Below are 21,153 nucleotides of genomic sequence, written 5' to 3' on the forward strand. Positions count from 1 at the left end.
TATAAACAAGTCTATTTTTACTTCTTACTAATAGTTATGATACAAATGCATCCCGAAATCCTTCAAAAACTTACCGCTGTAGTTGGTTCTTCTTACGTTTTTATAGACCTAGAAACCCGAAATCACTACGGTCATGATGAAACCGAGAACTTTGTTTTTCCTCCAAGTGTTGTTGTAAAACCTGCTAATGCCGAGGAGATTTCTGCAATATTAAAAATTGCGAATGAATATAAAATTCCAACAACACCAATAGGTGCACGAACTGGTTTAAGTGGTGGTGCCTTGTGTATTCATGAAGGTATTGGTTTGTCATTGGAACGTTTGAATAAAATTTTACACATTGACGAACAAAATCTTCAAGTTATTGTAGAACCTGCAGTAATTACGCAAGTACTACGCGAAGCAGTTGCTGAAAAAGGTTTGTTTTATCCCGTAGATCCTAGCAGTCAAGGCAGTTGTTGGATAGGAGGGAATGTAGCTGAAAATTCTGGTGGTGCTCGTGCTGTAAAATATGGCGTTACTAAAGATTATGTTTTGAATTTAGAAGTAGTTTTGCCTAGTGGTGAAATAATTTGGACAGGTGCCAATACCTTAAAAAATTCTACAGGATATAATTTTACCCAATTAATGGTTGGCAGCGAAGGAACTTTGGGCGTAATCACTAAAGTAGTTTTGAAATTATTGCCTAAAAACACCCACAACGTTTTAATGTTAGTTCCGTTTTACAATGCAGGTCAAGCTTGCGAAGCGGTATCGGCTATTTTTAGAGCAGGTGTTGTACCAAGTGCTTTGGAGTTTATGGAGCGTGATGCCATTGATTGGACCCTGAAGTACAATGATACTATCAGCATCAATGTTAATGACAATGTTCAAGCGCATTTGCTTGTTGAAGTAGATGGGAATTATCCGGATATTCTTATGCAAGAAGCCGAAAAAATAATGGGAGTGGTAGAGCAATTTGAAATAGATGAAGTTCTTTTTGCCGATACCGAAGATCAAAAAAATGCCTTATGGAAAATGCGACGTTCGGTTGCGGAAGCTGTAAAGTCCAATTCAATTTATAAAGAAGAAGATACTGTAGTTCCAAGATATGTATTACCAGAACTGTTAAGAGGAATTAAATCTATCGGAAAAAAATATGGTTTCAAATCGGTGTGTTATGGACATGCAGGCGATGGGAATTTGCATGTAAACATCATTAAAGGAGAAATGACGGATGCTAATTGGCAAATTGAAGTGCCTAAGGGTATTCGTGAAATATTTGAATTAACGGTATCTTTAAAGGGAACCCTTTCAGGAGAACACGGAATTGGTTTTGTTCAGAAAAATTTTATGGACATTGCATTTTCCAAAGTGCATCTGGAATTGATGGAACGTATTAAACATGTTTTTGATCCGAATAATATATTGAATCCAGGAAAAATTTTCCCGGATAATTTATAATCTAAAATAAAATTTTTGAGGTCGGTATTTATTAAATACCGACCTCATTTTTTATCTTGTAATAGTTTGTTTTCTGTCTGGTCCTACCGAAACAATTTTAATAGGAACTTCAACCTCTTTTTCGATGAATTCGATATAGTCTTTTAATTCTTTAGGAAGTTCTTCGTAAGTTGTCATTCCTGTTAAATCGGCTTTCCAACCTTTAAATTCAGTATAAATTGGAGTTACATTTTCTTCTTCAATATTGTAAGGTAAATGTTGGATAACGTCTCCTTTATAATTGTAAGAAGTGCCTACTTTTAAGGTTTCAAACCCCGAAAGCACATCGCCTTTCATCATCATCAATTGGGTTACGCCATTAACTTGAATAGCATATTTTAGCGCTACTAAATCCAACCAACCACAACGTCTTTTTCTTCCGGTAACGGAACCAAATTCGTTTCCAACGCTTGCCATAACATCTCCAGCTTCGGTAAAATCTTCAGTAGGAAAAGGTCCTGAACCTACACGAGTAGTGTAAGCTTTAAAAATTCCGTAAACTTCTTTTATTTTATTTGGAGCAATTCCTAAACCAGTGCATGCACCGGCAGCTGTAGTGGTAGAAGAAGTTACAAATGGATAAGTTCCGAAATCAACATCCAATAAGGAACCTTGTGCGCCTTCACAAAGAATAGATTTTCCAGCTTTTTGGGCTTGTGCCAAATATTCTTCACTATCTATAAAGGTCAATTTTTTCAAATTTTCAATAGCATCAAAGAATTCAGCTTCCAATTCGGCTAAATTATATTGAATGTCTACATTGTAAAAAGCAATCATGGCTTCGTGCTTGTCTGCCAATGCTCTATAACGGTCTTTAAAATCTGCTAATTCAATATCGCCAACACGAATTCCGTTTCTTCCGGTTTTATCCATATAAGTTGGTCCAATTCCTTTTAAAGTTGAACCAATTTTTGCTTTCCCTTTAGATGCTTCTGATGCGGCATCCAATAATCTATGGGTAGGAAGGATTAAATGGGCTTTTCTTGAAATGATTAATTTGGATTTTATATCTAAATTAAATTTTGCCAAACCATCAATTTCACTTTTAAAAACTACCGGGTCAATCACAACACCATTACCAATTACATTGATATTATTATCGTGAAAAATTCCCGAAGGAATAGTTCTTAAAACGTGTTTGATTCCGTCAAATTCAAGAGTATGTCCTGCATTTGGACCTCCTTGAAAACGAGCAATAATATCGTATTTAGAAGTTAAAACATCTACGATTTTCCCTTTTCCTTCGTCGCCCCATTGTAATCCGAGTAGTAAATCTACGGTCATTGTGTTGTGTGTTTATAGTTGTAGTTAATCTGTTTTGGTTTTTTGTAAACTAAACCAATTATTCTTTTTTATTGGCATAAAAATATAATGAGTGGTTGGTTATTTCGATGCCAAAAATATCTTCGATTGTTTGTTTAATCGTTTGAATTCTTGGATCGCAAAACTCAATAACTTCGCCAGTATCGGTCATAATAATATGGTCGTGCTGTTTATCAAAATACGATTTTTCATAATGGGCTTGATTTTGCCCAAATTGGTGTTTACGAACCAATCCACAGTCTAGCAATAATTCGATGGTATTATAAAGTGTTGCCCTGCTTACACGATAGTTTTTGTTTTTCATTTTGATGTATAAATTTTCAATATCAAAATGTTCTTGATTGTCGTAAATTTCTTGAAGGATAGCATAGCGTTCCGGAGTTTTTCGGTGGCCTTTATTTTCGAGATAAGTTGTAAAAACATTTTTTACAATTTCTTGATTTTTGCTATTATCGGTGGCAATTAGTGTCATATCAGGCAAAGATAATTTTTAGTTTAGAAGAATTGAAATTTAAGCGTTTAAAGTTATAAACTACTTGTTAATAAAAGTCTCAATAATTTAGTTTTTATATACTCTGGATACTTTTTCAATTCCATCAATTTTTTTAATGTTGTCCATTAATTTTTTCAAGAAAGTATTGTTTTGTACTACTACCGTAACTTGCCCATTAAAAATACCGGCATCCCCACTCAATGAGATGCTTTGGATATTTACGTGCATTTGATTAGATATTACTTTAGTAAGTTCGTTGGTCAAACCTAGGGTATCCATTCCTGTTATTTTTAAAATGGCTTTAAATTCTTGTTGGGAAGAGTCTATCCATTTGGCTTGCATAATTCTATAAGCATAGTTAGACTGCATGGCAATTGCATTCGGACAGTCTTTTTTATGGATTTTAATTCCTTCGTTAATAGTTACAAATCCAAAAACATCATCTCCTGGAATTGGGTTGCAACATGCCGAAAGTTTGTAATCTAAACGGTCTTGTTCTTTACCAAAAACAAGTAAGTCGTAATTGCTACTTAATTCTTGTTTGTGAATATCTTCGTTCGTAGAACTTGGAGAACGTTTTATTTTATTTTTGAAGAAGTTGATTAGCGTGTTGCTTTTTTGGGCTGCATAATCTTTTAATTGTTGGTTTTCTATAGCGCCAATTCCAACGCGATAAAATAAATCTAAACTGGTTTTAAGTTTGAAGAAATTTACCAATTCATTAATCACCGCTTCACTTAAAAGGATTTTTAGGTGTTTTAATTTTCGGGTTAGTAATTCTTTACCTTCTTCTGCTATTTTTTTGGTGTCCTCATTAAGTACATTTCTAATTTTATTTTTGGCGCGAGAAGTTGTTACATAATCCAACCAGTTGATGGTTGGTTTTTGGTTGGGAGAGGTAATTACTTCAATTTGATCGCCACTTTTTAATTCGTGGTTGAGTTGAACTAGTTTTCCGTTTACACGGGTTCCACGAGTTTTGATTCCGATTTCAGAGTGGATGCTAAAGGCAAAATCTAAAGAGGTAGCACCTTTAGGCAATGATTTTATTTCTCCTTTGGGTGTAAATACAAAGATTTCTTTGGCGTATAAATTCATTTTGAAATCCTCCACAAAATCTACTGCATTGGTTTCGGAGTTTTCTAAGGCTTCTTTTAACAGATTTAGCCAAACATCCAAACCATTTTCTTCTGCAGCTCCTTGTTTGTATTTGTAATGGGCAGCATAGCCTTTTTCGGCAATTTCATCCATACGTTCACTACGTACCTGAATTTCTACCCATCTTCCTTTTGGTCCCATAACAGTGATATGTAGGGCTTCGTATCCAGTAGATTTAGGAGAGGATATCCAATCTCTTAATCTGCTTGGGCTTGGTCTGTAATGATCGGTAACTATAGAATATATTTTCCAAGCCAAAAATTTCTCATCGTGAGGATTGGATTTGTAAATGATTCGTAGGGCAAACTTATCGTAAACTTCATCAAAAGTAACATTTTGCGCTTGCATTTTTCTTCGAATAGAATAGATGGATTTTGGTCTTCCTTTTATGATATAATCAATTCCTTCTTCGTTAAGTGTTTTTTTAAGTACATCCGAAACCAATTTAATATATTCGTCTTGTTCTTCTTTGGTTTCTTTAATTTTACTTACAATATCATTGTAAATTGCTGGTTCGGTATATTTTAACCCTAAATCTTCTAGTTTGGTTTTGATATTATAAAGCCCAAGACGATGAGCAAGAGGAGCATAAATGTATAGAGTTTCGGATGCAATCTTAACTTGCTTGTAGTCGGGCATGGAATCCATGGTTTGCATATTGTGCAAACGATCGGCTATTTTTATCAAAATCACCCGAACATCATCGTTAAGTGTCAATAGCATTTTACGGAAATTTTCCGCTTGCATCGAGATGTTCATGTCTTTTTTAACCTGAGAAATTTTGGTTAAACCTTCTACCAATTGGGCAATTTTAGAATTAAATTGCTTTTCAATATCTTCAATAGTTATGGGAGTATCTTCTACTACATCGTGCAATAAAGCTGCAGCAATGGCTGTTGGACCTAAACCAATTTCGGAAGCTACAATTTTAGCCACACCAATTGGGTGAAAGATATAAGCTTCCCCCGATTTTCTTCTTTGGTCTTTGTGCGCATCTACGGCTACATCAAATGCTTTCCGAATTAATTTCTTGTCTTCGGCTGTAAGTGTTTGATAACTAATGCGTAAAAGTTCTTTGTATTCTCTTGTAAGTGCTTTTTTTTCTTCCTCTAAATTTATCTCAATCATGGTAGATTCTTCAATTAGATAAAAGTAGAAATAAATATTGGAATCAGGTTAAAAAAAGGTGTTTTTTTTAATAATTGTACTTGTACTATTTGTAATATAATTTCTTAATTAAATTAAATCTTCAAAAACATATCGTTCCTCAAAAGGGATTTTGTATTCATCGAGATATTTAAGATATTCCTCTTTAAAACTTTTTTTCCTATGGTGTTCTTCTTGATTTTCAATGTATTTGAAAACCCTATTTATATGCGAATGGCTATAGGAAAATGCTCCATATCCTACTTGCCATTCAAATCGATCTAACAAAAAATTATTATCATTAATGTATTTTGACGATTTTGCTTTTACCGTTTTCATTAATTCTGAAATGGAAACGGTTGGTTTCAAACCTAAGAAACAATGTACATGATCTTCTACACCATTCACAATTATTGTTTTGCAACCAGTTTCATTTATTAGATTTCCAATTACTGCAAAAACATCTTTTCTCCAATCTTTGTGAAGAACTGCTTTTCGATATTTCACAGCAAAAACTGCTTGAATATACATTTGGTGATAGGTGTTTGCCATAATCGGTGTTTTTAAAATTTTAATATCTCTATACTAAATTTACAAAATTTTTGATTATTACAAAATTTTATTTTAATTATATATTATCGCAACGGATTCAAATCCATTGCTGCAAAATGAATCGTTCCTAGGGAACTTTGAAGTACCGTGTTAGAGCCGTAGGCTCGGATTATATTGTAAGTTTGGACTTCAGTCCAAAACTTAGTACAGTCGTTTACTCCAAATCTTTTGCAAAATCTAAATCTTGAAAGTCAAAACTAAAATCGGTAAGCGGTGATATGGCTTCCATTTTAAAATGAGTAGCAATACCATTAGAATCTATATCCAAATGAATGAAAGCATCGGCATTAAGACTTCGGTTATCCCATTTAACTGCATAGGTATTGTCTTTATAATAAAATATAGAACCCGTAAGTCTCGGAGAACGTTCCGATTGGAAACGTAAAGTGCCTTTAGTTTGGCGAATGCTAATTTTTCCAAACCAATTGTCTTGGTAAATTCCGGTGATTTTTTTTGGTTCCAATTGAATGTTCGATGCGATGTTTTGGTTTACTTTAGCCCAAACTTCGTCGGTAATTTTATCGGCATTTTCTTCAACTTGTTTTCTCCCTGAACTAAGCGTTACCACATGATCTGGGAAATGCAATCCCAAATAACTATCCTTGATAGTGTTGGAGATAGCATTAAATGCAGCACCCGATTGTTGGTTGGTTAGCACTATAATTCCTAGTTGTAGATCGGGAATCATGATGGTTTGGGTTACAATTCCGTCCAAACCACCTGTGTGGGAAACCTGTAAATGTCCGTTAATATCGGTCAATTGCCATCCTAAACCATAGGCTTTGAAGTTACAACTATACGGCTTCATATTATTTAACAGCAATATCGTTTGTGGGGTCCACATGTCTTTTTGAACTGCTTCACTAAATAAACGGTTTTCATTGTTTGTTCCATATTTTCCGTGGTTCAATTGGGCAATTACCCATTTGCTTAAATCGTTGGTGCTGGTGTAAATTCCGGCAGCGGCATCAAAAATAGGATTGGTATATCGTTTTATTACTTCCAATTTTCCGTAAGTTGGAACGTGCGGTACAATTGTGTTGGTGGTATCTTTTAAAAAACGCCATGACGCAGCACTATGGTCCATTTGCAATGGTTTCAAAATTCGGGAATCTATAAAATCACACCAAGTTTTACCCGAAACACGTTCAATAACTTCGCCAGCAATTACATACAATAGGTTGTCGTAATCGTATTTGGTTCTAAATGAAGATACGGGTTTCAGAAAATGGATGTTTTTTATGATGTCTTTCGGTGTGAAATTATGTCCGTCAGGCCATATCATTAAATCGCCAGCACCCAATCCAAGTCCACTTCGGTGGGTTAGTAAATCCCTAATGGTAAATTCGTTGGTAACGTAATCGTTATACATTTTAAATTCCGGAATGTATTGAATTACCTTGTCATCCCAATTGATTTTCTTTTCGTCTACAAGCATTGCCAATGCTGCTGATGTAAAGGCTTTGCTATTGGAAGCAATTCCGAAAAGAGTGTTGCCATCTACTTTTTGTTGGGTTTTAATATTGGAAACCCCGTAACCTTTAGAGATAATCACTTTGCCGTCTTTTATAATTGCAACGGCTATGCCAGGAACATTAAAGGTTTTCATGGTGCGTTGTACCACATCATCTAGTTGGTTTTCTGTAATTTGTGCATTTACAGTAAGAGTAGTTATTAGTAAAGCAAATAGTAATTTATAGTTCATAATTTGGGGAGTTTATAAAGCATCAAAACCGCGTTGTCTTTTGGCTTCAAATAATAAAATTGCTGCGGCAACCGATACATTCATCGAATCAATTTGGCCTTGCATTGGAATGATTATATTTTGTGTGGCATTATCGCGCCAAGGTTGGGAAAGTCCCGTTGCTTCGGTTCCTACTGCAATTGCTGTTGGCGAGGTATAATTTTGGGTATGGTAGGAATTCGAATTCTGTAAAGTAGCACTGTAAATGGCTATTTTTTTATTTTTCAAAAACTGAATCACTTCTTCGGTGGATCCAGAGGCAATTTGATTAGTGAAAAGACATCCCACACTGGAGCGAATAAGATTTGGGTTGTATAAATCAGTTTTCGGATTGGCCAGAATTACGGCATCTATGTTGGCAGCATCACAAGTACGAAGCATTGCGCCAATATTCCCTGGTTTTTCAATAGATTCCAAAATTAAAATCAACGGATTTTCAGGTAATTTTAAATCCGATAATGCTAATGATTTCGATTTTGCTACAGCAATAATTCCTTCGGTAGTATCGCGATAAGCTAGTTTTTGGTAGACTTCTTTATTGATTTCGATTAGTTCTGCTTTGACATTAACTATTACATTTATGTTATTAAAAAGAGTATTAATTTCCTTTTCAGAAATCAATTCCGGAAGGAATAGAATGGTTTCAAGTGCATAATTTCCTTTTAAAGCCAATTCAATTTCGCGTTTTCCTTCAATTATAAAATTGCCTGATTGCTTGCGAGCTTTCGCTTTTTCTTGCAATTGAAGCAATGTTTTTATAAATGGGTTTTGTATGGAAGTAATTTGTTTCAAAGAATAGTTTAAATTTAGATGGCGAAGTTACTGAGATTTTTAAAATATCCAATTTACTTTCTAAAATACAACCAACCAATTAGCGGATTGGGAAAATCCGCATCGTTTAAATTGAGAATATAAAAATAAGTGCCTTCGGGTACATTGGAACTATCCAATCGCAAACCATTGGTGGCAACTCCGTCCCAATCTGGAGTATTATTATTTCCGGTCCAAATTAATGTTCCCCAACGATTGTATATTTCTAATTCGAAATTCATAAAAACATTCCGCAAACCATCAATAAAAAAACTGTCGTTAGATCCATCATTATTGTTAGAAACATAGTTGTAAACGGTAGGAGGACAGTTTTTAGTTTGCAATAAAAAAGAAGTAATTGCAAAACAATGTTGGTTTTCTATTCGGATAAAAATTTCTTTGGGAGTGGCATCTGCAGTATAATTGGTTGGATTACTAATGGCATTGGTTGCTGAGGTAGCATCTGCTAGAGATTCATAAAAACCTACAAAAGTATCGGAAGAATTAGTGAGTACCGAAGTAGAATAATCGAAAAAATTGAATGTTCCTTTGGTTAGCCCTTTGTTACAAGTGAATTTAGTTTCGAGAATATGGAAGGTTGGAGCAAATCCTAGCGAAAAAGCAGCGCTAAATTGGTTGTTATTTTCTAGAATTTCTTGTACTATTCCATTTCCGTTTCCAGTATCGTCTACAACAATAATTATGTTGAAATCGTTTGGAAATCCCACAGGAAGTGTAATAAGCAGTTGTCCGGTTTCGGTTCCGTTTATAGGAATAATAGTAGTAGTTTGTGTTTGCCCAATTAGTTGCCCATTGGCATAAATAGCAATTGGAGTCCCAGCTGGAAGTGAAGTGGTACAATTGGAATTGGAAACCGTATAATTAACCATTATTTTTTTGGAACCACAGTCTTGAATATTTGAATTTATTACAATGCTAGCATCGGGTAATTGGCTATTAAGTTTAGTAACTATGGCATTAATAAGCACTACATCTTGTCCAGAAGTAAGTTGAATTTGCGCTGAGGTATCTCCAATAGCAATGTTATTTTGAATGTTATAAATATCCAAATCCATATTGTAAAGAGTGTCACTACCAGTAATGCTATTGGTGCCATTAAATGCATTATTAGCCGGGTTTAACGGTGGATTGCTTAAAGTGTTTCCATTAATTTTTAAAGTTTCTCCAACAGCAAGATTTTTATCTCCTTCCCAAGCTATAAAACCTATTTGAGCATTATTGTTGTCAATTACATTCAAACTATTTAAAGTAATATTTAGAGCACTCGGAATGCTTTGCAATCCGTCATAAATATTTATTTGGTTTAATGGTAATGTAGTATCTTTATATACGATAATCATTGCCCATCCCGCAAAGTTGGTTCTATTGTTACAATAACCAGATTCATCAATTAAAGTTTGTGAGAGGTCTAAATCGGATAGGGTATAGGTGCCATTTCCGTTACTGATGATTTGCGAAGTAACATCTGCAAAAGCACTAAAGTAAGGCAACCCTGAAGATCCTGAAATATTAGAAAAAGTACGTTGTGCAGTGATGTCAACACTATTAAGTTCCACATTAAAATCACCTAAGCCAGATCCAGCCCAATACAAATAAGCGTTTTGAATAATTTGAGTCGAATTTAAATTTACATTTGCAGAGGAAGACGTTACTAGTAAATCTTCGCATCCTTCCGTAATGTTGTTTTCGCCTAAATTCATCGTATTTCCAATGAAAGTAAAATCGAACCTGCCATTATATTGATTGTACAAGGATACATTTTGCCCAAAAGTTGTGCAAGAAAATAGGATAATTATCCAAAAAAACAGAAACCGAATCTTTAATCTCACAACATTAATTTATTTGAAATGACTAAATTAAACAATTATTTTTATATTACTACATTTGAATTTGGAAATGCTATCAAATAAATGTGTAATTTTCCAAAGTTTTTAGAACATCCCGTGAAACAGTACCAAGTTAGATTATACCAACCGCAAGATTTTTCTCTTTGGAACACTTTTATTAGTGTTGCAAAAAATGCTACCTTTTTATTTCATAGAGATTTTATGGAATACCATTCCGATCGTTTTGAAGATTATTCTTTACTAGTTTTGGATGGCGAAAAAGTAGTAGCGGTTTTGCCTGCCAATAGAGTAGGAGATACGGTATATTCACACCTAGGCTTGACTTATGGGGGATTGGTTTTAAATCAAAAAGCTAAATTAAGCTCTTTTATTTCAATTTTTAAAAGTGTCTTACAGTTTTTAAATGAAAATTCCATTGATAAATTGATAGTTAAAACAATGCCTAATTTTTATTTGGATTATTTTTCGGATGAATTAGAATATTGTTTATTTATAGTTAAAGCTAAATTAAATAGAAGGGATTCTCTTTCAGTAATAGATCTTACTAAGCCTTATTTTATTTCGAAAACCAGAAAAGAAAGTATTCGACGAGGTGAAAAAAACTGCTTAATTATTAAAGAAGAATTAAACTTTGATTTGTTTTGGAATGAAATATTGATTCCAAATTTGAATACAAAGCACCAGGTAAAACCGGTTCATACTGTTGAAGAAATAATAGAATTACAACAAAAATTCCCAAGCAATATTCGTCATTTTAATGTGTATCACAACGAAAAAATTGTTGCAGGAACAACCGTTTTTTCCACCAATAACGTAGCACATCCACAATATATTTCTGGAAATTCCGATAAAAATGAGTTGGGTAGTTTAGATTATTTGTACCATTATTTAATTACGGAAGTTTATAACGATAAAAACTTTTTCGATTTTGGAATCTCTAACGAATCACAAGGTACTAAAATAAATAAAGGATTATTATTTTGGAAAGAAAGCTTTGGGGCTAAAACTGTTGTTCAAAACTTTTATGAAGTGGCAACTAAAAATTATTCGGTATTAGAAACAGTTTTAATATGATAAAATTTCTCGATTTACAGAAAATTAATGCCGTTTATCAAGAGCAATTTCAAGAAAAATTGAATTTGGTTTTAGATAATGGTTGGTTTATTCTTGGCGATGAGGTTCAGTCATTTGAAAGAAATTTCGCCAACTATTGCGGCGCCAAACATTGCATTGGCGTTGGCAACGGTTTGGATGCTTTGGTTTTAATTTTTAAAGGATATATTCAGTTAGGGAAACTCCAAAAAGGAGACGAAGTTCTCGTTCCTGCCAATACGTATATCGCTACTATTTTAGCAATCTTGCAAGCCGATTTAGTTCCAGTTTTGGTTGAACCAAGATTGGAAACCTATAACATCAATCCCGATTTAATTTCTGCAAAAATAACTCCCAAAACCAAAGCCATTTTAGCCGTTCATTTATACGGGCAATTAGCCGAAATGGAAGCCATCAACAATCTAGCAGAACAACATGATTTATTGGTTGTTGAAGATGCGGCTCAAGCACATGGGGCAAGTACTCAGTGCTCCGTGTTCAGTGCTCAGTTTGCAGAGAGGCAAGCAGGAAATTTATCTCATGCAGCGGCTTTTAGTTTTTATCCAGGAAAAAACTTAGGTGCTATTGGCGATGCAGGTGCTGTTACTACTAATGACACTGCTTTGGCAAAGGTTATTCATTCGTTGCGGAATTATGGCTCGGATAAGAAATACCACAACGAATATATTGGAATTAATTCTCGTTTGGACGAATTGCAAGCGGCTTTCTTGAATGTGAAATTACCTCATTTGGATGCCGATAATGATAAACGAAAAGAAATTGCGAAACGTTATTTATCGGAAATTAAAAACGATAAAATAGTGTTGCCAATTTCAGAGCAATCCCATGTGTTTCATTTGTTTGTTATTCGAACCGAAAATAGAGATGGATTACAAGAGTATTTACTCCAAAACGGAATCGAAACAATGATTCATTATCCGATTCCTCCTCATAAACAAAGGGCTTTCGCCGAATGGAACTCTCACTCATTTCCAATTACTGAAAAGATACATAAGGAAGTACTGAGTTTGCCTATAAGTCCTGTAATGACTATCGATGAGGTTGATTTTGTTATTAAAATTTTAAATAATTATTAATTTTAAACCAAATAGTCACATAGTTTCAAAGGATTGAAAGAAAAAAGAAAATAAATTTTATACATAAGGCTATGCAAAACTATATTAAGCAAAGCGACTGCAATATCTAATAATAAAATCTATGAGCCTATGTGGTTCGAAATAGTTAGCAAATTAAATTCATGAAATTTATCAAAGAAATACTATCCAAACCCTTATTCAAAGCAATTTCTTTGAACGGAATTAGTATTTTGCTCAAAGTGGCTATTGGTTTTATCACTTCCAAAGTTATTGCTGTTTTTGTTGGACCTAGCGGAATGGCGTTAGTAGGAAATTTACGCAACTTTCTTACCACAACTGAAGCATTTGCCACCTTAGGATTTGAAAATGGCGTGGTAAAATATGTTGCTGAACATAAGCAGGAAGAAGAAAAACTCAAGCAAACCTTGTCCACTATATTTCTATCGGTTCTCGTAGTAGGTGGAGTTTTGAGTTTAGGATTATTTTTATTTTCCGATTATTTCAATAGCTCTATTTTTGGAACCAACTACCAATATGCCTTCGTGTTTAAAGCCTTGGCAATTGCACTTCCGTTTTATATTGGAAATATCTTTCTAATAGCAACGATTAATGGGCTAGGAGAATATAAAAAAGTAATTTTAATTAATAGTATCGGGAGTTGTATTGGCTTAGTGGTTTCGGTACTATTAATTTTAAAATTAAAAACGGAGGGTGCTTTGTTGGCTATTATTCTAACGCCTTCTTTAATGTTTTTGGTTTCCTTTTTATCGATAAATAAAGAAATCGCAATTTTCAAAGCAGTACATTCAAAATTTTATAACCTTTGTTTTCTAAAAAGTTTATCATCTTATTCCTTGATGGCATTGGTTTCGGCAGTATTTGGTCCGATGGTTTTATTAGCTATTCGAAAAAATATCATCTTAAATTTAGGCATCGAACAAGCTGGTTTTTGGGAAGCAATGACTAGAATATCGTCCTATTATTTCTTGTTTATTACCTCATTAATAGGGATTTATTTTCTGCCAAAATTGGCAATTGCGAAAGACAATAAAGAAACTAAATCGCTCTTTTGGGAATATTACAAAGGAATTTTACCTGTTTTTATATTTGGAATGATTGTCATTTTTTTTCTGCGTGATTTTATTGTTCAAGTACTTTTTACCAAACAGTTTTTGCCCGTTTCTAAATTGTTTTTTTGGCAGTTAATTGGAGATACTTTTAAAGCCGCTTCCTTTATTTTGGGCTACCAATTTTATGCCAAGAAACTCACCAAAGCCTTCATTTTCTTTGAGTTATTTTCGTTGGCTGTTTTATATTTTAGTAGCATTTACTTCATTTCCATATACCAAATAGAAGGAGTTGTAATGGCATACGCCATGACTTATGGTATTTATTTGGTTTCTTTGGGCATTTATTTTAGAAAGAGTTTATTTTAAAAAATCACTATTCTGTTATCGTAAAATCATTGGGTTGTACCACAATTTCTTTATCAAAGTAAATAGAAAGTTCTTCGTTTTTCCAATCTTTTACATCGGTTGTTAATCCCATAATGATGGGTTTAAATATGGTTTCGGGTTGGTTTTTTAAAGCAGGAACTACGACTTTTTTGGTATTTGAATTTACAATTAAATCCAAACGATGATTCATTTCCTGACTATATTTAGAAGCTTTCCCGGTTAATAAATCCCGATAAGCAGTATAAATTGGCGTGTTGGCAAACATTGAAATGAAGATTATAATTCCCAATACATATTTTGAAGAACTTGTAAGTTGAATTACAAATTGGTGTTTTTTATTCAAATAATGTAAAGTGCAAACCAACAGATAAATTGTAGCAAGGATAAAAAAGAAATAAATGGTGTTAATTGCTCTATCCGGCAAAACGTCTTTATTGATCCAAAATCCTGTAAAAAATCCAAAAAAGAGCATGGAAAATAAAATTCCAAATGCCAAAATTGGATTTATAAAAATGCTTTTATTTTTAACTAAATCTATTTTTTTGTAAATAGTTTCCACAAAAAATAGACTACAAAGTAGAATAATTGGCAACCATTTCAAAATAAATCCAACGCTTGTAGTTATAGAATGAGCAACCGAATATACGAATTCATGCGTAACGGGAATTGCTTTTGCTCGAACGGCATTTCCTGGAGCTAAGATTGCCAAAGCAGAAAATGCTGACGCAATAATTATAATTAATAACAAGGGAAGGTTTATTTTTTTTAAAATAAATACCGAGTAAAATGCTGTAAAATATAGTAAAATTAGAGTTAGAATGATGGTGATTTCACTAGATCCTAAGGAACATATTAAAAAAAGTGTTGCTAAAAAAAAGTGTACTACTTTTTTAGTTTTGTAAAATTGTACCAAAAAAGCAAATGAAAATAAGCTGAGCGAGATGGATAATTGGTAGGAAATTGCACCTGGCATCCAATAGAATGCCGAACAAGAATCGGGTAATTGTACAAGAAAAAGGGAGGAAATTAATCCGGTGAAAGCAATTTTTTCAGATTTTGAACTGGTGCTTAAAAGACTCGAAATAAAGATATAAACCGAAAAGCAAAATACTACTAAAAGCAGTATTGGAATAATTTTAAATAGATAAGTACAATCAAAATATACTGGATTAAAGCATAATATTGTGTTTGCAAAATACCTACCACCCACATTATTATACATCCAAAAAGGAGATTCCGTTGCTGTGTAAATTTTTGAATAATAGCTAAAATAGTAATCGTCTGTTGCAGGATGATTGAAAAACGAAAGAACTAGAAACGGAACTAAAGTCAGTATTCCCAACAAAATGAATAGCTGGTGACTGTTTAGGTACTGTTTGTATTTTTTTAAAATAGCTATCATATCAAGGTTTTAAATTCCATTTAGAACAATAGTTTTCAGCAATAGTGATGAAGTTGTGTCCTTTTTCTACAAATTGTCGTGCACGTTTTCCAATAGCTCGTATCTCGGAAGGGTTTTCTATTAAATATTCCAATTCGGAAACCAAATAATCCACATCGGGCAAGGCATTGATGGCGACCTTTTCGGTTAAATTATAATGTTTTTCAAATTCTTTTTCGGCTCCGGTAAAAACTACTTTTCCTTTTGCCATAGCTTCTAAGGCATTATATCCTTGGTCAAATCCATAGACTTGATCCAAAATAATATGGGCCTGATTGTATTTGTAAATATAATTTTGATACGGAAGATTTTCGGCAATGATAATCTCAATTTTGTTACCCATTTTTTGTTTGAGAATTCCCAATGCTTTTTCAAAAAAGGATATTCCTTTGGTATAATAAGTTCCACGATTGATTCCAAGAAAAATAATTACTTTATCGTTAATTTCTAATTCCGAAAATTCAATTTTTGAAGTATTTACTGGATTCGGAACCATTCCTAAAAACTTAGGATGCTTTTGCATGGGCAATAAATAATCAATATCGGAAGCAATAACTCCTTGAATATTTTTATACACCAAATCGTGGGTTTTCTTATGTTCAGGGGACAGAAAATCCAATATGAATTGGTATTCTTTTTTCGATTTTGGATTTTCAAAATACGGATTCATGATGGAATACCGTTCTTTTTTTTCCATCAAATACTTCGCAACCAAATAATCTACTCCGCAACAAAGCAAGAACGTTTTTTTATTTTGCTTAAAAATTTTCTTCAAAAGAAATCGCTCCAACTTCGGAATGGTCTGAATCGGAGTTTCATTAATCAACTGAACCACATCAAAATTTTTCAATTGATTCAAATGAAAATAAAAGCGAATGCCAAATTCTAAAGTTGCAATATCAAAATTAGTTAATCGGAAAATTACTTGACGAGGAATGTTTCCTAACGGTGTTTCGCACCATTTTGCTTTGGTAGATAAATCAACAGGATAATTCTTGAAACCATCGCCATTAGCAACGATTACCACTTCATGGTCAAGCGCAACCAACCCCTCTTTTAAGGAATTGTGCAGCCGACTAAATTCTCCTATTAATAAAATTCTCACTTATTGCTTATATTTGTTGCTAAAATAGTCAAAAATTGAACGTTTCCGAAAAAAAGCAACATAGAATTTGTATCGTTACCGACCAGCTAGCTACTGGAGGTGCCGAGCGTTGTGCCGCTTTATTGTCGATTTTTTTTGATAAAAATAACTGCAAAGTACACCATGTAGTGGTTGTGGATAAAATAGAATATGAATTTGCAGGCGAAGTTTTAAATCTTGGGAAACTTAAAAATCAGTCGAATGGATTTTTCAATAGACTCAAACGATTTAAGGTTTTAAAACATTTTTTCCGGAGTAATAAATTGGATTTTATTATTGATTTTCGTGTGAAACGACATTCTTTGCAAGAATATTTCATTGCAAAATATATTTTCAATGCCCCTTTGATTGTTACCATTCACAGTTTTATGACCGATTTGTATTTTCCAAATAATAAATTCTTAGCAAATAACATTTATTCGCATTGTTATAAAATTGTAGCTGTTTCTAAAGCAATTAAAGAAAAAATAAGTTCCGAATGTTCCTATTCTACTATTCAAACAATTTACAACCCGATTGATTTTGAGCTTATAGAAAATGCTACCAAAGAAGAATTTGCACTAGATTTTAAATATATTTTGGCTGCAGGTCGAATGCAAGATTCGGTGAAACAATTAGATGTTTTAATTAATTGTTATGCTGCTTCCAATTTGCCAAAGCAAAATATAAAATTGGTGCTTTTGGGCGATGGGTTGCTGCGAAAAGATTTAGAAAAACAAGTAGAAAAGCTTCATTTGGAAGATTATATTTTATTTAAAGGAAAAGTTGCTAATCCGTTTAAATATTATAAAAAGGCACTTTATACCGTTTTGTCTAGTAAAAATGAAGGTTTCCCAACGGTGCTTATAGAATCGTTGGCTTGCGAAACACCTGTTGTAGCTTTTAATTGTTTTTCTGGCCCTAGCGAAATTATCGTTGATCAAGAAAACGGACTTTTAGTAGAAAATCAAAATCAAGAAAAATTGATTCTTGCTATGAATGAAATGGTGTTAAACGAAAAATTGTATTATCATTGCAAGCAAAATGCAAAACTAAGTGTACAATGTTTTTCTATAGAAACCATAGGAAATCAATGGTTGGAACTGATGAAAATAAAATAATATGGAAGTACGAAAAATTAATTTACCGGTAGTAGAGGACACTCGAGGCAATTTGGCATTCATTCAAGAAGATGTAATTCCGTTTGCAATCCAGCGGGTATATTACCTATTTGATGTTCCAAGTACTGCTTTTCGGGGTGGTCATTCGCATATTAATCAAAGTGAATTTTTAATTCCGTTAAGCGGCAGTTTTGAAGTGGTGACCGATGATGGAACTACCAAAACTACTCACATAATGAACAAACCCAATATCGGCTTGTATATTCCAACCGGAATTTGGAGGGAATTGCAGAATTTTTCTTCTGGTGCGGTTTGTTTGGTTTTGGCTTCCGATGTTTTTAAAGAAGAAGATTACATCCGTAATTATGAGGATTTTATAAAGAATAAAGTTTCTAGTAACTTGTAAATTTTATTCCTTTTTTAATTAAAATTTCCTTGTATTTTTTAATTAATTTCAAAATAAAAGCAGGTAATTTCAAAAGTATTTTTTGTTTCCAATTAAGATACTTGTAATCTGTTTTAGAACTAATATTTTTATATAGTTCATAACCTCCATCGGTTTTAATATGTTTGGCTAAGACATATTTTTCAAATGCTAAATACTTTGCTAAACTAGTATTTTCTTTTGCAAAAGCATCGTATTTGTCATAGTCAGGAAGTCTTTTATTCAATATGGAACTTCGGGTAAGTTGCGCTCCAGTTTCCATGAAATACTGCATCTGAATTGTGTTAGAATAGGCTAATTTGAAATAATAATTCGCTCGAATATTGAAATCAATGTCTTCCGCAAAATCAATAGTTTCATCATAAAAACCAGCTTTTTCGTAAACACTTTTATGAAAACAAACGCTTCCGTGGTTGTAAATTCCTTGTCCTAAATTGTATTTAAAAAAATCAATTATTTGAGAACCTTTTGACTCTATAACGTTAGAAAAATTAGTAGGAGAAACTATTTTGTTAGAATACACTTCTTCATAATTGGCACCGAAAATCTTTGCTTCGGGGAAATCCTTAATTAACTGATAAATGGTTTCTAGAAAAGTTGGTTTCCATAAATCATCGGCATCGAGAAAAGTGATATAATTGGCCTCCGCCTTTTTAATACCAGTGTTTCTACTTGCCGAAAGTCCTTTATTTGCCGAGTGTTCCAGTAACTTAATAGATTCCGAAAGATAAGGTTTTATTATTTCAACACTTTCATCAGTCGAGCAGTCATTTACAACCAATACTTCATAATCGGTAAAGGTTTGATTGAGAATACTTTTTAGCGTATTTTCAACATAATTTTCTTTGTTATAAAGCGGAATAATGACAGTGAAAAAAGGCATTGGTTAGTCTTTTAGTAAGTAATCAAAAATAGAATTCCAATCGTTTAATTGGTCATTTTTATCAAATGTAGCACTATTTCCATCAAATTGGGTGGTTTTCATTACAAAATCTGTAATGAGTTGCGCCAATTCTTTTGGATTTTCTGTATCAAAAAAAGATACCTTTTCATAATCTCCAAGGCTTTCTTTGGCATAAGGTAAATTGGCAGCAAGAATTGGTTTTTTAAACGCTTTAGCTTCCGATAAAGGCAATCCCCAAGTTTCTAATTTGGATGGAAAAATCAAGCAATCCATAGATTTGTAATAACCAAAAACTTCTTCACGAGTTAATTTCCCAATAAAATTAAATTGCTCTAATGGATATTTACGTATAATAAAATCGCCATATTTTGAATCCCCTTTAGCAAAAGTCAATGAAATTTGAATCTTATTTTTTATGGAATCGGGAAGGAGTTGTAGGGCTTCGGCAATAATTTCAACATTCTTAAAACTTCGTGCAATTAATGGATAAAACAACTGCATTTTAGAAGCATCTAATTTTATTGTTTTTGGATTTGTAAATGCAACAAATTCGGGATTGCAAACTTTGATGTTTTTAATCCTGTATAATTTTTCAAATTCTGTTTTAATCCAATTTTGTTGTACCAAAACAGTGTGATTTTTTTTAAGATTTATCTTGGTTAGATATTGATATAAAATAGAAAAAACCCCAATTTTATAATTGTATTTCCAGTCATTAAAACTAGATTTATAAAAAATAGTAGGATGATGAAAATATACAAATCGCTTTTTTGCAACTACATTCGGACTCACATCGTGCAAGGAAAACCAAACGTCCGGCTGTAATTCTTTGGATAATTTGTTGAAGTAAAAATACTCGTAATACAATCGTTTTATCCAAGATTTCTTAGATTCTGGAAACGCAATATATTCAATGTTTGGATAGTTGAATTGCGATGCATCTGGTACTAAAGCAATTACTTTAAGGTTTTTATCTTCAGCATAATCGGATATTTTTTGCAAACAATTATCTAGGATGGTAAAAATACCACCTTCTTTCATGTTAATTCCCGATAGGATGATTGTTTTTTGAGTCAAATTGTTTGAATTACAATTTTGGGTAGAGTTTACACCGATCTTTGAACCACTTCAAAAATAGCTCCATCTTCGCACTTCAAAGTTTTAGATGGAAATTTCATCAATAAAGCATAATCGTGCGTTGCCATAATGATGGTTTTACCATTGGCATTGATATTTTTTAAAACTTCCAAAACTTCTGCGCTGGTTTGTGGGTCAAGATTTCCTGTAGGTTCATCCGCAAGGATTAATTCGGGGTCATTAAGTAAAGCACGAGCAATTGCAACTCGTTGTTGCTCTCCACCCGAAAGTTGGTGCGGCATTTGATTAGCAAATCCTTTCATGCCAACCTTATCCAAAACTTCATCAATTTTATTTTGCATCTCGGTAGCATTCGTCCAACCAGTTGCTTTCAATACAAAAAGCATGTTGTCGTTTACATTTCTATCAGGAAGTAATTTAAAATCTTGAAAAACAATTCCTATTTTTCTTCTTAAATACGGTATGTCTTTTTCTTTTAGCGTTGCTAAATCATATTCCACAATGTGACCTTCCCCTTCGGTAAGAGGTAAATCGCCATACAAAGTTTTCATAAAACTACTTTTTCCAGTACCAGTTTTTCCAATGATGTATAGGAATTCTCCATGATTTACTTCAAGATTTATTCGCGATAAAATCACTTTGTTTTCTTGATAAATGGTAACGTCTTTTAAAGATAAAACAGGATTTGACATAGAAAAAATTTGTTTATTGGGTAAAAGTAATAAGATAACGTAGGTTT

The 21,153-nt window shown here is 33.1% G+C and carries 18 protein-coding genes; 6 read left to right on the forward strand and 12 right to left on the reverse strand.

Annotated features, from left to right (window positions below; translation table 11 throughout):
- The first annotated feature begins 45 nt into the window (after nt 1-45).
- On the forward strand, nt 46-1,443 hold the full coding sequence (locus ACIQ2J_RS07160) for an FAD-binding oxidoreductase (protein WP_396168206.1): 1,398 nt from the start codon (nt 46-48) through the stop codon (nt 1,441-1,443).
- A 51-nt stretch (nt 1,444-1,494) separates the two neighbouring features.
- Here the strand turns inward: ACIQ2J_RS07160 and ACIQ2J_RS07165 are convergent, their stop codons facing one another.
- The 7 genes from ACIQ2J_RS07165 to ACIQ2J_RS07195 all read right to left on the reverse strand — a co-directional run bounded on the left by ACIQ2J_RS07165 (nt 1,495) and on the right by ACIQ2J_RS07195 (nt 10,489).
- Nucleotides 1,495-2,766 carry an adenylosuccinate synthase gene (locus ACIQ2J_RS07165; RefSeq protein ID WP_396167997.1) on the reverse strand — a complete coding sequence of 424 codons (1,272 nt, stop codon included), beginning with the start codon at nt 2,764-2,766 and terminating at the stop codon, nt 1,495-1,497.
- A gap of 58 nt (nt 2,767-2,824) precedes the next feature.
- Nucleotides 2,825-3,277: a Fur family transcriptional regulator gene (locus ACIQ2J_RS07170; protein WP_396167999.1), complete on the reverse strand. Its 453-nt coding sequence runs from the start codon at nt 3,275-3,277 to the stop codon at nt 2,825-2,827.
- 87 nt (nt 3,278-3,364) lie between these two features.
- Nucleotides 3,365-5,584: a RelA/SpoT family protein gene (locus ACIQ2J_RS07175; RefSeq protein WP_396168001.1), complete on the reverse strand. Its 2,220-nt coding sequence runs from the start codon at nt 5,582-5,584 to the stop codon at nt 3,365-3,367.
- Between the two features lie 108 nt (nt 5,585-5,692).
- Nucleotides 5,693-6,154, reverse strand: a complete 462-nt coding sequence (tnpA, locus tag ACIQ2J_RS07180) for an IS200/IS605 family transposase (protein ID WP_396168003.1) — start codon at nt 6,152-6,154, stop codon at nt 5,693-5,695.
- Nucleotides 6,155-6,368: 214 nt separating this feature from the next.
- Nucleotides 6,369-7,919 (reverse strand): serine hydrolase, encoded by a 1,551-nt coding sequence (locus ACIQ2J_RS07185; RefSeq protein ID WP_396168005.1) that lies wholly within the window; start codon nt 7,917-7,919, stop codon nt 6,369-6,371.
- Nucleotides 7,920-7,931: 12 nt separating this feature from the next.
- A complete protein-coding gene (locus ACIQ2J_RS07190) occupies nt 7,932-8,750 on the reverse strand; it encodes a TrmH family RNA methyltransferase (protein ID WP_396168007.1) in 819 nt (272 codons plus the stop codon).
- Nucleotides 8,751-8,803: 53 nt separating this feature from the next.
- Complete coding sequence (locus ACIQ2J_RS07195) at nt 8,804-10,489, reverse strand: gliding motility-associated C-terminal domain-containing protein (protein WP_396168009.1); 1,686 nt, start codon at nt 10,487-10,489, stop codon at nt 8,804-8,806.
- Between the two features lie 210 nt (nt 10,490-10,699).
- Here ACIQ2J_RS07195 and ACIQ2J_RS07200 point away from each other — a divergent pair, with 210 nt between their 5' ends.
- The 3 genes from ACIQ2J_RS07200 to ACIQ2J_RS07210 all read left to right on the forward strand — a co-directional run bounded on the left by ACIQ2J_RS07200 (nt 10,700) and on the right by ACIQ2J_RS07210 (nt 14,261).
- Nucleotides 10,700-11,710 carry a GNAT family N-acetyltransferase gene (locus ACIQ2J_RS07200; RefSeq protein WP_396168011.1) on the forward strand — a complete coding sequence of 337 codons (1,011 nt, stop codon included), beginning with the start codon at nt 10,700-10,702 and terminating at the stop codon, nt 11,708-11,710.
- Nucleotides 11,707-12,825: a DegT/DnrJ/EryC1/StrS family aminotransferase gene (locus ACIQ2J_RS07205; protein ID WP_396168013.1), complete on the forward strand. Its 1,119-nt coding sequence runs from the start codon at nt 11,707-11,709 to the stop codon at nt 12,823-12,825. Before ACIQ2J_RS07200 ends, ACIQ2J_RS07205 begins: the two co-directional genes overlap by 4 nt.
- 161 nt (nt 12,826-12,986) lie before the next feature.
- Nucleotides 12,987-14,261 carry an O-antigen translocase gene (locus tag ACIQ2J_RS07210; protein ID WP_396168015.1) on the forward strand — a complete coding sequence of 425 codons (1,275 nt, stop codon included), beginning with the start codon at nt 12,987-12,989 and terminating at the stop codon, nt 14,259-14,261.
- 7 nt (nt 14,262-14,268) lie between these two features.
- Here the strand turns inward: ACIQ2J_RS07210 and ACIQ2J_RS07215 are convergent, their stop codons facing one another.
- Nucleotides 14,269-15,684 carry a hypothetical protein gene (locus tag ACIQ2J_RS07215; protein ID WP_396168017.1) on the reverse strand — a complete coding sequence of 472 codons (1,416 nt, stop codon included), beginning with the start codon at nt 15,682-15,684 and terminating at the stop codon, nt 14,269-14,271.
- Between the two features lies 1 nt (nt 15,685).
- Nucleotides 15,686-16,828 carry a glycosyltransferase gene (locus ACIQ2J_RS07220; protein WP_396168019.1) on the reverse strand — a complete coding sequence of 381 codons (1,143 nt, stop codon included), beginning with the start codon at nt 16,826-16,828 and terminating at the stop codon, nt 15,686-15,688.
- Nucleotides 16,829-16,863: 35 nt separating this feature from the next.
- On the opposite strand from ACIQ2J_RS07220, the gene ACIQ2J_RS07225 reads away from it, so the two are divergent.
- Entirely contained in the window at nt 16,864-17,967 is a 1,104-nt protein-coding gene (locus ACIQ2J_RS07225) for a glycosyltransferase (protein WP_396168021.1), read from the forward strand.
- Between the two features lies 1 nt (nt 17,968).
- A complete protein-coding gene (locus tag ACIQ2J_RS07230; RefSeq protein ID WP_396168023.1) occupies nt 17,969-18,373 on the forward strand; it encodes a sugar 3,4-ketoisomerase in 405 nt (134 codons plus the stop codon).
- Here ACIQ2J_RS07230 and ACIQ2J_RS07235 read toward each other — a convergent pair.
- Genes ACIQ2J_RS07235 through ACIQ2J_RS07245 form a run of 3 tightly spaced genes read right to left on the reverse strand, consistent with a single transcriptional unit; the run spans nt 18,360 to nt 21,106 of the window.
- Nucleotides 18,360-19,295: a glycosyltransferase family 2 protein gene (locus tag ACIQ2J_RS07235; RefSeq protein WP_396168025.1), complete on the reverse strand. Its 936-nt coding sequence runs from the start codon at nt 19,293-19,295 to the stop codon at nt 18,360-18,362. The genes ACIQ2J_RS07230 and ACIQ2J_RS07235 overlap by 14 nt on opposite strands.
- A 3-nt stretch (nt 19,296-19,298) precedes the next feature.
- Nucleotides 19,299-20,393 (reverse strand): glycosyltransferase, encoded by a 1,095-nt coding sequence (locus tag ACIQ2J_RS07240; protein ID WP_396168027.1) that lies wholly within the window; start codon nt 20,391-20,393, stop codon nt 19,299-19,301.
- A 29-nt stretch (nt 20,394-20,422) separates the two neighbouring features.
- Entirely contained in the window at nt 20,423-21,106 is a 684-nt protein-coding gene (locus ACIQ2J_RS07245) for a cell division ATP-binding protein FtsE (protein ID WP_396168029.1), read from the reverse strand.
- Between the last annotated feature and the right edge of the window lie 47 nt (nt 21,107-21,153).

This window comes from Flavobacterium sp. (assembly GCF_044357305.1).
Lineage (GTDB): Bacteria > Bacteroidota > Bacteroidia > Flavobacteriales > Flavobacteriaceae > Flavobacterium.